General features: G+C 45.4%; 12 protein-coding genes and 1 pseudogene. 4 read left to right on the top strand and 9 right to left on the bottom strand.

Annotation, left to right across the window (positions count from 1 at the left end):
* The first annotated feature begins 24 nt into the window (after positions 1-24).
* A complete protein-coding gene (gene pfaD, locus ACED60_RS11355) occupies positions 25-1662 on the top strand; it encodes an eicosapentaenoate synthase subunit PfaD (protein ID WP_009847297.1) in 1638 nt (545 codons plus the stop codon).
* A 94-nt stretch (positions 1663-1756) separates the two neighbouring features.
* Here the strand turns inward: pfaD and rnd are convergent, their stop codons facing one another.
* From rnd to ACED60_RS11315, 8 genes and pseudogenes are all read right to left on the bottom strand, one after another.
* Positions 1757-2875 carry a ribonuclease D gene (rnd, locus tag ACED60_RS11350; RefSeq protein WP_069591626.1) on the bottom strand — a complete coding sequence of 373 codons (1119 nt, stop codon included), beginning with the start codon at positions 2873-2875 and terminating at the stop codon, positions 1757-1759.
* 144 nt (positions 2876-3019) lie between these two features.
* Complete coding sequence (gene fadD, locus ACED60_RS11345) at positions 3020-4714, bottom strand: long-chain-fatty-acid--CoA ligase FadD (protein ID WP_009847299.1); 1695 nt, start codon at positions 4712-4714, stop codon at positions 3020-3022.
* A gap of 106 nt (positions 4715-4820) precedes the next feature.
* On the bottom strand, positions 4821-5672 hold the full coding sequence (locus tag ACED60_RS11340; RefSeq protein ID WP_371727542.1) for an alpha/beta fold hydrolase: 852 nt from the start codon (positions 5670-5672) through the stop codon (positions 4821-4823).
* Positions 5673-5719: 47 nt separating this feature from the next.
* Entirely contained in the window at positions 5720-6280 is a 561-nt protein-coding gene (locus ACED60_RS11335) for a Slp family lipoprotein (protein WP_009847301.1), read from the bottom strand.
* Positions 6281-6319: 39 nt separating this feature from the next.
* Positions 6320-6625 (bottom strand): hypothetical protein, encoded by a 306-nt coding sequence (locus tag ACED60_RS11330; RefSeq protein ID WP_009847302.1) that lies wholly within the window; start codon positions 6623-6625, stop codon positions 6320-6322.
* A 72-nt stretch (positions 6626-6697) separates the two neighbouring features.
* A complete protein-coding gene (gene tsaB, locus ACED60_RS11325; RefSeq protein WP_371709051.1) occupies positions 6698-7399 on the bottom strand; it encodes a tRNA (adenosine(37)-N6)-threonylcarbamoyltransferase complex dimerization subunit type 1 TsaB in 702 nt (233 codons plus the stop codon).
* 58 nt (positions 7400-7457) lie between these two features.
* Positions 7458-9386: an ATP-dependent DNA helicase gene (locus tag ACED60_RS11320; RefSeq protein WP_371727541.1), complete on the bottom strand. Its 1929-nt coding sequence runs from the start codon at positions 9384-9386 to the stop codon at positions 7458-7460.
* A 150-nt stretch (positions 9387-9536) separates the two neighbouring features.
* A pseudogene (locus ACED60_RS11315) lies at positions 9537-9737 on the bottom strand (hypothetical protein).
* 300 nt (positions 9738-10037) lie between these two features.
* On the opposite strand from ACED60_RS11315, the gene purU reads away from it, so the two are divergent.
* Positions 10038-10871: a formyltetrahydrofolate deformylase gene (purU, locus tag ACED60_RS11310; RefSeq protein ID WP_012604522.1), complete on the top strand. Its 834-nt coding sequence runs from the start codon at positions 10038-10040 to the stop codon at positions 10869-10871.
* Between the two features lie 312 nt (positions 10872-11183).
* Here the strand turns inward: purU and ACED60_RS11305 are convergent, their stop codons facing one another.
* Positions 11184-11780, bottom strand: a complete 597-nt coding sequence (locus tag ACED60_RS11305; protein WP_009847307.1) for a VOC family protein — start codon at positions 11778-11780, stop codon at positions 11184-11186.
* Positions 11781-12129: 349 nt separating this feature from the next.
* Between ACED60_RS11305 and argS the strand changes: the two genes are divergently transcribed.
* Positions 12130-13863, top strand: coding sequence for an arginine--tRNA ligase (gene argS / locus ACED60_RS11300; protein WP_009847308.1), 1734 nt, complete (start codon positions 12130-12132; stop codon positions 13861-13863).
* Between the two features lie 106 nt (positions 13864-13969).
* Complete coding sequence (locus ACED60_RS11295; RefSeq protein WP_371727540.1) at positions 13970-14398, top strand: HIT family protein; 429 nt, start codon at positions 13970-13972, stop codon at positions 14396-14398.
* The last annotated feature ends 120 nt before the right edge of the window (positions 14399-14518 follow it).

The raw sequence follows: 14518 nt of genomic DNA, 5'->3' as shown, positions 1-14518 counted from the left end.
CAGAGAACTAGGAAAGAATTTAGTATGACAACTCAAACTACAATCAATAACGAAAAGCTATCTCCGTGGCCTTGGCAGATCGAAGAGAGCACAACTCGCTTTGATAACGCAGCAATGTCGACAATATTGAAAGACTTAAGCCTTGCTTGTTACGTCGTGAACCACCCAGAAAAAGGGTTAGGTGTTAGCCAACAAGCAGAGATTGCATCGGGCGATTCAGCAAGCTCAGCGAACAGCCAACCTGTTAGCGCCTTTGCTCCTGCACTTGGTACACAAAGCCTAGGCGACGAAGATTTTCGTCGCTGTCACGGCGTGAAATACGCTTACTATGCGGGCGCAATGGCAAACGGCATTTCATCTGAAGAGTTAGTGATTGCGCTTGGCCAAGCTGGCATTCTTTGTTCATTTGGCGCGGCGGGCTTAATCCCGTCTCGCGTTGAGCAAGCGATCAACCGTATTCAAGCAGCACTGCCAAACGGTCCTTATGCGTTTAACCTGATTCACAGCCCAAGCGAACCCGCTCTAGAGCGCGGCAGTGTAGAGCTATTTTTGAAACACAAAGTAAAAACGGTTGAGGCTTCTGCCTTCTTAGGCCTAACACCGCAGATCGTTCACTACCGTGCCGCGGGCCTTAGCCGCGATGCACAAGGTGAGATTCAGATTGGCAACAAGGTTATTGCTAAGGTAAGCCGTACTGAAGTTGCAAGTAAGTTCATGCAACCAGCTCCAGTTAAAATGCTGCAAGCTTTGGTTGATGAAGGTCGAATCACAGCAGAACAGATGGAACTGGCACAGCTGGTTCCTATGGCTGATGACATTACCGCAGAAGCCGATTCTGGTGGTCATACCGATAACCGTCCACTGGTTACCCTGCTGCCAACGATTCTTGCACTGAAAGAACAAACCCAAGCACAGTACCAATTCAAAACTCCGCTACGTGTCGGTTGTGGTGGTGGCGTAGGCACGCCTGACGCGGCTCTAGCGACGTTTAACATGGGTGCTGCTTACATTGTTACCGGTTCAATCAACCAAGCGTGTGTTGAGGCTGGCGCGAGCGAACACACACGTAAGCTGCTTTCGACAACTGAAATGGCTGACGTGACTATGGCTCCGGCAGCAGACATGTTCGAAATGGGCGTGAAACTGCAAGTGGTTAAGCGCGGCACTTTATTCCCAATGCGTGCGAACAAGTTGTATGAACTTTACACTCGCTACGACTCAATTGAAGCGATTCCAGTAGAAGAGCGTCTGAAGCTTGAGAAGCAAGTATTCCGTTCAACACTGGATGACATTTGGGCGGGGACTGTGGCGCACTTTAACGAGCGCGATCCTAAACAGATCGAGCGTGCTGAAGGTAACCCGAAACGTAAAATGGCGTTGATTTTCCGTTGGTACTTGGGTCTTTCAAGTCGTTGGTCAAACACAGGTGAACAAGGCCGTGAGATGGATTACCAAGTATGGGCAGGTCCTGCACTTGGCGCATTCAACGCATGGGCAAAAGACAGCTATCTAGATGATTACCAGCAGCGTAATGCCGTTGATCTTGCTAAGCATCTGATGCACGGTGCAGCTTACTTAGCTCGTGTTAACCTGCTGACCTCACAAGGTATCAAGCTTGATCCGGAACTAGCACGCTGGAAGCCGACGCAAAGAATGGCTTAAGTGCCGAGTAGCTAGCTAAATTTTACCAAATAAAAAAGCGACCTTAATTAGGTCGCTTTTCTTTGAATCATCGAAATGTCATTGCAGTCGTTGGTTATTTGATCGCTTTATTTAGCTTCTCGCCAACCACATCTAAACGCCAACCTTGCATAACATCTGGCAGCTTTTCAGGATTACGATCGTGCTTCCATATCCAGCTTAACACTTGGTTAAGTTGCTTCTTCGACGCCAAAAATTCAGTCGCTAAACCACTGTGTTGCGAAGCTGTTTTCACTTCATCTTTCAACACTTTGAAGAGTTGTTTGTAACCTGGGTAGTCCATTAGACGTTCTACTGGCGCTGGGTATTCTTCTTCTGGCGTATGCTCAGCTAACTTAACGATTGAACTGATTTTAGCGCCATGGCGACGTACAGAGCGGTAATCAAAACCTTCTTGCTCCATATGTTTAGGATCTTTCATCGCGAAACGCGCTACTGCCCATAAGTCTTGCTCTTTAAAGACAAAGTTCAGCGCTAAATCGCGCTTGATTGCTTCTTTTAGACGCCAAGTTGCTAAAGGTCGTAAGATCGCTAACTGTTGAGGCTTTAGCTGCCACGCGCCTTTAATATCAAGGTAAGCGTTATCTGGGTTTGCTTTACGGATGCGCTTAGCCACTTGTAAATCAGACTCTTGCTGCGCCGCTTCCCACCAGCCCGCTTCCATCACTTTTTCTAGAAGCTTGTTGTACATTGGCATCAAGTAGTGAACGTCTGCTGCTGCGTAGTCGAGTTGCTTTTGAGAAAGCGGACGCGCTAGCCAGTCGGTGCGAGATTCACTCTTATCTAGGTCAACGCCTACAAACTCTGAAACGAGAGCTGCAAAGCCAGTTGAAAGACCATGACCTAAGAAGGCTGCCATGATCTGCGTATCAACCATTGGCGTTGGCGTACAGCCAAATGCGTTCTGGAACACTTCTAGATCTTCGCCACACGCGTGCAAAACTTTCAGTACTGAAGTGTCTTTCAATAACCCAACAAACGGGGTCATTTCATCAAGAGCAATAGGATCAATCAGTGACAGCGTTTCACCATCAAATAACTGAATTAAGCCTAATTGAGGGTAATAGGTTCTTGTACGAACGAACTCTGTATCAAGCATAACAACATCGGCTTCACGTGCTTGTTGGCAAACTCGCTCAAGGTCTTTCACTTGGGTAATGATTTGATAATCCACAAAAACTCTCACTGATTTTACTTTGATCGCCGGATACAAAAATGCCGACATTAACTGTCGGCATTCTAACACCATTTTTCAGCGCTCGCTTAGATTAAGCGCTGCTATGGCTTATGGTGCATCATCTTCTCGTAAATGAGCTCGTTACTCGCTTGCGCGTTTAGCAAGCTCAGCATCGTTCTCTTCACGAAGCACTCGGCGCAAGATTTTGCCTACATTGGTTTTTGGTAGTTCTTCACGGAACTCAATCAATTTAGGGATCTTGTAGCCCGTTAGGTGTTCACGACAGTGCGCGATAATGTCTTCTTTGGTTAGGCTCGGGTCACGTTTCACAACGTAAATCTTAACCAACTCACCTGACACTTCATGAGGTTGACCGATAGCCGCAACTTCTAACACTTTGCCATGCAGAGCCACAACATCTTCAATCTCGTTCGGGTAAACGTTGAAGCCCGACACTAGAATCATGTCTTTCTTACGGTCAACGATGTACAACAAGCCTTCATCATCAAACTTAACGATGTCACCTGTCGATAGCCAACCGTCTTGATCGATCACTTCTTTGGTCGCTTCTGGACGCTGCCAGTAACCTTGCATCACTTGAGGACCACGGACCTGCAATTCACCCACTTGGTCATTGCCAACCACTTTACCTTCATCATCAACAATACGAACTTCTGTTGATGGTACTGGCAGGCCGATTGCACCCGTATAGTCTTTCAAATCGTATGGGTTACCTGTGACCAAAGGAGCACATTCAGTTAAACCATAGCCTTCAAGTAGGTGGACACCTGTCGCTTTCTTCCATTGCTCAGCAACAGCGCGTTGAACCGCCATACCGCCGCCAACAGATAAACGCATGTTACTGAAATCCAACTCGTGGAAATCTTCGTTATTCACTAGCGCATTGAACAAGGTGTTTACGCCAGTAATCGCGGTAAACGGAACTTTTTGTAGTTCTTTAATAAAGCCAGGAATGTCACGAGGGTTAGTAATCAAAAGGTTACGACCACCCATCTCAACAAACAGTAAGCAGTTCACTGTCAATGCAAATACGTGGTAAAGCGGCAATGCCGTTACCACCAATTCACGGCCTTCTTGTAGCACAGGGCTGTATGCCCCTTTAGCTTGAAGTACGTTCGCAATCATATTGCGGTGCGTTAGAATTGCGCCCTTCGCTACACCCGTTGTACCACCTGTGTACTGTAGGAATGCGATGTCATCACCCGCCATAAACGGCTTCACATATTGAAGACGACGGCCTTTGTAAAGTGCCTTTCTGAATGAAATGGCACCCGGTAGATCGTACTTAGGCACCATACCTTTTACGTATTTCACTACGAAGTCGACAATCGTACCTTTCGCTCGTGGCAACATTTGCCCAAGGCTAGTGAGTACAACGTGTTTAACCGGAGTTTTATCAACGACTTTCTCTAGTGTGCTCGCAAAGTTAGAAACGATAACAATCGCCTTTGCGCCAGAGTCATTCAGTTGGTGTTCAAGTTCGCGAGGCGTGTACAGTGGGTTGACGTTCACAGCAATCATACCTGCACGCAGTACACCAAACAGTGCAATTGGGTATTGCAGCAAGTTTGGCATCATCAGCGCGACACGATCGCCTTTCTTCAGTTTTAGATCATTCTGCAAGTAAGCAGCAAAAGCACGACTGCGCTCTTCAAGCTTACGGAATGTCATAATCGATCCCATGTTCTCGAATGCAGGTTGGTCGGCGAACTTCTGTACCGACTGTTCAAACATTTCAATGAGAGATTGGTACTGATCTGGGTTGATCGTTTCTGGTACGTCACTTGGATAACGTGAAAGCCAAGGTTTATCCACGATGTTACTCCTCGTTTATCAGCTGACGACTGCTTCGCCGCTTTTTATCATTGCGGTATTACAGCACAGCTTTAGTGCATGAGCACTAAAAGGCTCAAACACTTGTTTAAATTTTGTTAACTACACCAAGAATTAGCTCTGAAACTAGCTCTGGGCTCTCTAAATGACAATGATGTCCGCCAGGAATCGTCTCTATATTCAGAGGACTATGCGCTGATTTGTAGCGATTATGCTGCAAATGTCGGTATCCATCATTCCCTAGGATTATTAATTGAGGGCATTCAATAGCCGCCATAATCGCTTCAGCGTGCGCCTGTGACATTCGATATAACGAGTCACATTTTAGATTAGGGTCGCATCGCCATTGCCAAGAGTTCTCAAACTCGACAATACCTCGCTCAACAATAGGAGCGATTAATTCAGCATTAATTTGGTTGGCGTGAGCTCTCAGCTTAATAGCATCCTCAAGACTTGCCAGAGGACGTGAAGGCTTTCTTCGCTGTCGAAGACGACTAAGTACCCCATCCCTCAAGCGAGAGACTGTTTCGTGGGGAGCTTCAGAAAGAGGTCCGTGACCTTCAATTTGAATTAATCCTGACACATTTTCAGGAAAGGCGGCACTATAGCAACTTGCTATCAATGCACCAAGTGAATGTCCTACCAGCACCAGTCTGTTTGGCGATAATTTGGTCACTAGCTGGTGCAAATCATCAATATAGTCGTGAAATGGGTAGTAACTCCCCGACTTATGCGACGAGAAACCGTGCCCCAAAAGATCGATCGCAACCAAGTGAGTATCTGGAGAAAGCTTAGAGACTTGCTGCATGACCTGAGTAAAACTTGCGGAATTGTCTAGCCAGCCATGAATAAAAACGACCGTCGTTACGGTCGTTTGTGGGTTGCCAATCTGTTGTGTTGCAAGTTTCCCGCTCGCAAGGGAATATGACTGTTCAATCATTGATAGTATGGTGTCCCTGTCATTGGGTATGTCGAGTTAAGGTTCGACTATTGCACATCTTGAATCACACGCCCTGACTTAGGCATGGTTTGAAAGCTGCGACAATGTAAACTGCGGCAAGAGTAGTAAGTTGGCGCAAAGTCATTAATAACCACTCTTTCAGTGATCTGCCATAAACGTTGATTGTAGACATTCATGACTGGGAAAGTGTAAGGGTATTCACCAACCATACCGTCTTCAGTGCTATTTGATGTGCCAACTAAAGTAACTAAACGACCCTCAGCAAAGCTCAATGGTTCAACATAGCCGTCAATGTAACCAACAAAACGTCCTTTTGGTTCGGCATCAATATCAGGCTTACCACTACTAGAGATAGGTAAGTTCACCACTTCAACACGCGTTTTATCTTTCAGATTAGTGACTTTAGCAATCACGCCACCCAAACGAACATCACCGGCATCCGGTAGTGTGTTTACCCACTCTTGGTAGTCAGTTACCACCTGTTCTGAGTTTGCATTAAGTTCTTTAGGTAAAGAGGAGCACCCCATCACCATCGTAGAGAAAGCGACAAGGAAAAATAAGCGAGATTTAGATATGAGAGAATACATAATGCAGCTCCTTAGAGCAGGATAAATGAAAACACAAAGCTAGATATAAATATCGACCCCAATTAGCTTTGCAAGTTCCTCTTTTTTAGCTTGATTCATCACATCCATATACTCCTCCATCGCACGTCGTCCGCGCCCTTCTGGAAGATCATATTGAATCTGAGCCTTGTGAATTTCAGATTCTTTGACCTGGCGAATAGAATGCGAGACAGCATTCGCGACCTTTGTTGGCTGACCAACAGAGGTCTTTGCATCACCTTTTTTTACCTCATTCTTTTTGTTGGTTCGATTGGTTTTAGATGTATTGCCTATCGAAGAAGGAGGTAAGCCGTTGATTGAAACCATGCTTAAAGAATTTATTACCTAATTTTAATAACGGCTCTACAAAATAAACTGCAGAGCCAAAGTAATACGTATTTACTCGCGACCAGGCAGTTTTTTCCAAGTCACTTTATCACGTAAGTAAACCGGCTCAGACTCTTCAGCTGCAACCGCTTTGCCTTCAGCATAAGCAAATTGAGCAAGGAACGCCATGTCTTGAGCTTCTGGGAATAGCACTTCACACACTTTGGTGTTGATCGCTAGTGTGTCCATGTGCTCTGCATACGCTTCCCAACCTGTGCCGACTTTTGCCCATGTCTCAGAATCCGCTTCAAGCTGTTCAGCCAATTCGCTTGGAGGCGTCACACATTCCGCATCGACCGCAGTCCAACGACCATCATCTTCACGGCTGTAACGAGCCCAGTAAACTTCACTCATGCGAGCATCAATTGCTGTTGCAACATGAGTTTCGCCAAATTTACGGTAGCTGCCTTGCGCCATCGCTGCCAGTGTAGACACACCGATCATCGGCAAATCAGCACCAAAAGCTAAGCCTTGAGCAATACCAATGCCAATACGTACACCCGTGAAACTGCCCGGGCCTTGGCCAAACGCGATCGCGTCGATATCGGTTAAAGCAACATTCGCTTCTTTCAGTACTTCATCAACCATAGGTAGAATTTTTTTCGTATGGTCTCGAGGTGCCTCTTCGCTACGTGCGAACACCTGGTCACCAATTACTAGTGCAACTGAACAGTTTTCAGTTGCGGTATCTACTGCAAGAATTTTCGCGCTCATTTGTGTCTCAAATATTCGTTATCTAATCTAAAATAATGGCTAAGCTCAACAATGCCAATTACTCAGCAGCGGTTGAATGGTCTTTAGCTAAGAATTCTTTAATGACCCCTAAGTCACGAGTACGTGGGATAGGCGGTAAACTCGCCAAAAATATGCCACCGTAATCGCGAGTCACCAATCGGTTGTCGCAGATAATCAAAGCGCCATTATCGCGCTTATCACGTATCAATCGACCGACACCTTGTTTCAAGGTAATCACTGCGTCTGGCAATTGTACTTGTGCAAAAGGATCACCCCCTTTCAACTTACAGTCTTCAATTCGAGCCTTAAGCAAAGGGTCATCAGGGGCTGTAAAGGGCAATTTATCGATGATAACACAGCTTAATGCATCGCCCCTAACATCTATACCTTCCCAGAAAGCCCCCGTGGCCACCAGCAATGCATTACCTAATTCCATGAATTCTGCTAAGGTTTTTTGCTTACTTGTCTCACCTTGCAGCAGAACGGGAACCGAGAGCGTTTCGCGGAACCGTTCACCCAATTCTTTCATCATGCTGTGTGAGGTACATAAAAAGAAACAGCGACCTTGGTTTTGCTCAATCACAGGGGTCAGCATTCTTACTAGCTTGTCCGCTAAGCCCGGGCTATTCGGCTCTGGTAGATAGCGAGGCACACACAAACGCGCCTGATTTGGGTAATCAAACGGGCTCGGTAGTGAAAACTGTGCCGACGGCTTTAGTCCTAATCGAGAAGTAAAATGATCGAAATCGTCCGACACCGCCAAAGTTGCAGAGGTAAACACCCAAGCACCCGGTTTTAGCTCAATCTGCTCATGGAATTTGTCGGCGACTGAGAGTGGCGTGATGTGCAAAGCAAAGTGTCGTGGCGTGGTGTCATACCAATACGAATAACCAGTAATCGACACGTCACATACACGTTCAATGCGCGACTTGATCATAGTGGCGCGTTCAAAAGCCGTGTCTAACAACTGGCTTCGACCCAATGCTAATTTCAATACATCAACGGCCAGTTGCAACGCATCTTGTAAGCGAACTAGCTCTCTCGCAATCGACTCTGACTTCAATGCTTCACGCCAGTTACCGCGAAAGCCCGTATCGCCAAGCACAATGCGTAGATCGGCTGACGATTGAACGAGCCTATCCCCTACTTTCTGCAGTTGGCGCATGTCTTTGGCTTCAGTTCGGTAAGCGATTTCAATGTCCTTGGCTAGCTCTTGGATCTGTCGGCTGGAAACCGATTGTCCGAAGTATTGGCTAACGATATCGGGAAGTTGGTGCGCTTCATCGAAGATAAATACATCGGCTTCAGGTATCAGCTCACCAAACCCGGTTTCTTTGATCGCTAAATCCGCGAGGAACAAGTGGTGGTTCACTACAACAACATCAGAATCCATCGCTTTTTTACGCGCCTTCAGCACAAAGCAATCGGTGTAGCTTGGGCACTCTTTGCCTAAGCAGTTGTCGTTAGTCGAGGTAATGGTTGGAATGACCGGGCTATCTTCAGCAATATCATCACAGTCACCTAAATCGCCAGTTTGAGTCGCTGACGACCAGCTGCGCACTTTCACCAACTGAGCTAACAGCGTTGGATCGGTGTGAGTGCCATGGCTCTCGATCATTTGACGACTGAGCCTATCCAAGCACAAATAGTTTGAACGGCCTTTGAGTAACGCAACCTGACCATAAAAACCAAGCGCATCGACCATCAATGGTAAATCTCGGTGAAACAGCTGTTCTTGAAGGTTTTTAGACCCCGTACTGATGATCGTTTTCTTACCACTCAGCAGTGCTGGCACTAGATAAGCAAACGTCTTACCTGTTCCCGTTCCCGCTTCAACGACCAATTGGCTCTGTTGTTCAATAGCCTGTGAAACCGCTTCAGCCATGTCTAGCTGAGCTTGTCGAGGTTGGAACCCAGGGATCGCTTTACCCAAAGCACCATCAGAAGAAAACGTTTTAGATATCATAGAGTACGAAGTTTAGAAAAATAGAAGGAGAATTATGGCAGGTTTAGTGAGCCGGCGCGAATCAAGAATGACTTCGCACCGGAGGTGTTTGGTTCGGGTTAAGCTACCTAGAAGGTAAGAATTGAAGAAATAAAAATCAAAGAATCGTTATTATTTTCGGCTGAGATAACGCGACAACCAAGGGGCACCTTCAAAATGATTATCGCAAGGCTGCATGGCTTTCACTGCATCGGTTGGTGAGGTTTTACTTTCCCACATTTCATCTAGAACATTACCATCTAACTCTGTACTTCACGCTAATGAATTCACTCGTTTGCAGTACAGTTTTTTTGCTAGTAACTCTTTATCCATAAGTATCACCTCTATTTTTGGCCAAAGCGTCAATGCCTCGGTTGAAGTTCAAATGCGTACTACGGTCAAAACTTGAAAAATGAAGCTTCTGCCTTTTTTTCTATCGAAAAACTGATATTTCTATATAAAACAATTTATCGATGCGATAAATGAGCAGCAGAATTTGTTGAAACCAACTTGATAATAGATTAATTATAACGGTGATACTGCGGCTCAGTTCACCGTTCGACGGCCTGCGTTAAATTTTGAAGAATCCCGATTTCATATAATAAGTGCAACATTCATGGAAGTAAGATGCAAATGGAAAGAAAAACTTTATTAACACATTGTACTGACGCCCCTGGCCTCATCTCAAAGATCACCAACATTTGTTATAAGCACCAACTCAATATTATTCACAATAATGAGTTCGTTGATAACACAAGTGGCCACTTCTTTATGCGCACAGAGCTAGAGGGCTACTTCAATGACGAAACCTTACTCGCCGATTTAGACCAAGCCCTGCCAGAAAACACAAAACGTAAGCTGGTTGATTCATCTCGTAAGCGTGTTGTGATTCTGGTAACTAAAGAAGCACACTGCCTTGGCGATATTCTGATGAAGAACTTCGATGGCAGTTTAGATGTTGATATTGCGGCAGTAGTTGGTAACTACGATACACTGCAAAGCCTAACCGAGCGTTTTGATATCCCTTACCACCATGTTTCTCACGAAGGATTAAACCGTGAAGAGCATGAGAAGAAGATGTTGGAAGTCATTGACCAGTATGAGGCGGACTATCTAGTGCTTGCTAAATACATGCGAGTGCTGACGCCGGGGTTTGTTGAGAAGTACAACCACAAAATCATCAACATTCACCACAGTTTCTTGCCTGCATTCATTGGTGCTAAGCCATACCAGCAAGCTTACGAGCGCGGTGTGAAGATCATTGGTGCAACGGCACACTTTGTGACAAACGATCTCGATGAAGGTCCAATCATCAAGCAAGATGTTATCCCAGTGGATCACAACTTCAGCGCGAAAGACATGGCACAAGCGGGTCGTGACGTAGAGAAGAACGTGTTGAGTAAGGCTTTAAACAAAGTGATCAATGATCACGTGTTTGTTTACGGCAACAAGACCGTGATTCTGTAGATCGGAGGTTCGATTTCAGGTAAGACTTCCAGTTAGAACCCAATAAAAAACGCGCAATAGGGTTAATCCATTGCGCGTTTTTTGTATCTGATGATCTGACTAGCTTTATGAGATTCCCGACTACGCTCCTTCGTCGCTATCGGGAATGACGAATTCGGTAAGAACCTTCTAACCGTAGACTCTGACATACGCCCTCGAACGCTCAGACTGTCAGCATCTAAAGATAGACCTGGCAAACACCATCAAACACCCCGTAATTCCGACGAGCCTTGGTGAGTTCAGGAATCTATTCCCAGCAACTATCCAATCAAATTAGGCCTGTTCTGACTCAACAATCTTCTTCAAAGAGTGTGGATGCAGCTTAATGCAAATCCCTTGATGCTTGAATGCAACCGTTGGATTATTCAAACGTTCCCCCTCACCTTTCGGGCTAGAGAGTTTTATCTTAATGCCTTGATCTGCCAAATTTTCAAACTTAGCAGCGAACTGCGGGTAAGTCTCTTTAAGGTCTGCTAGATACTCATCGGCCGTTTGTGCGTGAGAAGGAATCACAAACTCTACATGCTCCCAATCTTGGCTCGGGTAAATCTTGCCTTCAGCTGGGTATGGAAGCTCTAAACATTCAATCTTCCAACCAAGGCTTTGCAATGGTTTATCGAAAGCCAACACCACAATGGGACGACCATTGATCATCGCTTCTGAAATCGTAGAGCCGTATTCAGACCATGCTTGATGTGCTGATTTCGCAAGCTCAGTTTCATTGATTCTTAATGCAATATGATCCGCTTGAGCAAAGCTTAAATCCAAACCCAGCACATTTCCGAGGTTCTCAATTTTCGTCATAAACGTATCAAGGCGTGCAATCATTTGTTGTGGTTCTAGTTCTGCTTGCTTCAGGCTCATCGTCATTGTCTATGTTCTCCAAATAATGGCAGCATGGTATCAGTTTTACTTCCAGCAACAAGCGCTGCTTTGACAAAAAACACTCAAAAAGTACCGTGTCTTACTTTCCTAAATAGACAAACTTGGCTTGGTCAAAGTTGATTGTCAAAAACCCCTCAGGAAATGTTAATTTTCTATCAATTCGACCTATAAGAAAGCCCACAAAATTGGTATGATTAACGCCATTTTTGTGAACTTAAACAGAGTCTGTTGTTCATTTCAGCATTAAATCGTTAACTAGAAGCATAATTAGCCAAATTTAATGCCCACGAAATAACGGCTACTCTTATTCATCCTTGAATTGAAGGAAACGCGTGTGAATATCCAAGCACTGATTAATGACAAAGTATCTCAGGCTCTAGAAGCCGCTGGCGCACCTGCAGGCTCTCCTGCGGCTGTCCGTCAATCTGCAAAACCACAATTTGGTGACTACCAAGCAAACGGCATTATGGGTGTTGCTAAACGACTAGGCACTAACCCTCGAGAATTTGCTCAAAAAGTATTGGACGTTCTAAACCTAGACGGTATCGCTTCTAAAGTTGAAATCGCAGGTCCAGGTTTCCTAAACATCTTCCTAGATGAAACGTTCCTGGCACAACAAGCAGACGCAGCGCTTGCTGACTCTCGCCTTGGTGTTTCAGCCGCAGAAGCACAAACGATTGTTGCTGACTACTCAGCTCCAAACGTTGCAAAAGAAATGCACGTAGGCCACTTACGTTCAACGATCATCGGTGATGCTGTTGTTCGTACACTTGAGTTCTTAGGTCACAAAGTTATCCGTGCTAACCACATTGGTGACTGGGGTACTCAATTCGGTATGCTTATAGCAAACCTTGAGCGCATCCAAGCTGAAACTGGTGAAGTTTCAATGGAACTGTCAGATCTTGAGCAGTTCTACCGTGAATCTAAAAAGCTTTACGACGAAGACGAAGAATTCGCTGTGAAAGCTCGTGGCTACGTAGTGAAACTGCAAGGTGGCGACGCATACTGTGCTGAAATGTGGAAAAAGCTTGTTGACGTAACCATGGTTCAAAACCAACGTAACTACGATCGCCTGAACGTATCACTAACACGTGATGATGTGATGGGTGAAAGTATGTACAACCATATGCTTTCAAACATCGTTTCTGACCTACAAACACAAGGTCTAGCAAAAGAGTCTGACGGCGCACAAGTTGTATTCCTAGACGAATACAAAAACAAAGATGGCGACCCTATGGGCGTTATCGTGCAAAAACGTGACGGTGGCTTCCTATACACCACCACCGATATTGCATGTGCTAAATATCGTTTTGAAGAACTGGGCGCAGATCGCGTACTTTACTTCATCGACTCTCGTCAGCACCAACACCTAATGCAAGCTTGGACTATCGTTCGTAAAGCGGGTTATGTTCCTGAGTCTGTATCTCTTGAGCACCACGCGTTCGGCATGATGCTAGGTAAAGATGGTAAGCCATTTAAAACTCGTGCTGGCGGTACAGTGCGTCTTGCTGACCTTCTGGACGAAGCAGAAGTACGTGCAACTCAGCTGATTGAATCTAAAAACCCTGAGCTAGCAGAAGACGAGAAGAAAACCATTGCGAACACAGTAGCAATGGCAGCAGTTAAATACGCAGACCTTTCTAAGCACCGTACCACTGATTACGTGTTCGACTGGGAAAACATGCTGGCATTTGAAGGCAACACAGCACCGTACATGCAGTACGCATACACTCGTGTCGCTTCAATCTTTGCTAAAGCAGGCATTTCTATGGACTCTCTAGAAGGTGAAATCAAAATCACTGAAGAGAAAGAGAAAGCCCTTATCGCGAAACTTCTACAATTTGAAGAAGCGGTACAGTCTGTTGCTCGTGAAGGTCAACCACACATCATGTGTAGCTACCTGTTCGAACTTGCTGGTCAATTCTCTAGCTTCTACGAAGCATGCCCTATCCTTGTGGCTGAAGATGAAACCGTTAAACAGAGCCGCCTGAAGCTTGCTGCACTGACAGCTAAGACTATCAAGCAAGGCCTGTCGCTTCTAGGCATCGAAACTCTAGAGCGTATGTAATTCCCTTCGGGTTACAATGAATAAATACAAAGGTTGATGTGAGAGCATCAACCTTTTGTTTTATCTAACGTATACTGAATTCAAGAAATCGAAATGGATAATAATAATGAGCTTTGAACTTCACCCACAGTTAGCAAAAGACACCACGCTTATCGGCGAATTTCCACTAAGCTTGGCGCTGCTAAGCAAAGACAGTGCAGTGCCTTGGGTTATCTTGGTACCCAAACGCGCCAACCTAAAAGAGTTGCACCATCTACCAATGAAAGAACAACAGCAGTTCTTACTTGAGTCTCAAGCGGTAAGCCAAGCATTAGAAGCGACATTCCAACCAGACAAATTAAACCTAGGCGCGCTAGGTAACATGGTGCCACAACTGCACATTCACCATATTGCACGTTTCAAAGATGACATCGCATGGCCAGGCCAGGTATGGGGAAATACCAAAGGTGAACAACGTAGTGAAGAAGAACAAGCCGCAATCCATACTCGTATCCAAAACGTTTTGTCGCTGAGTTCTATCTTCAAGAAAGCGTAATTTGAGTTAGTCTCATTGAGCTTTAAAACAAGACAGTTCAGAAAAGATACATAACAAAAAACCGCTCACCTAAAATAGGTGAGCGGCTTTTTTTATTGTCTAATCTCGTCGCTTTCAACG

The sequence above is a fragment of the Vibrio sp. 1F279 genome (genome assembly GCF_041439815.1).
Classification (GTDB): domain Bacteria; phylum Pseudomonadota; class Gammaproteobacteria; order Enterobacterales; family Vibrionaceae; genus Vibrio; species Vibrio tasmaniensis_A.
This window is presented reverse-complemented; position numbering and strand designations above follow the sequence as displayed.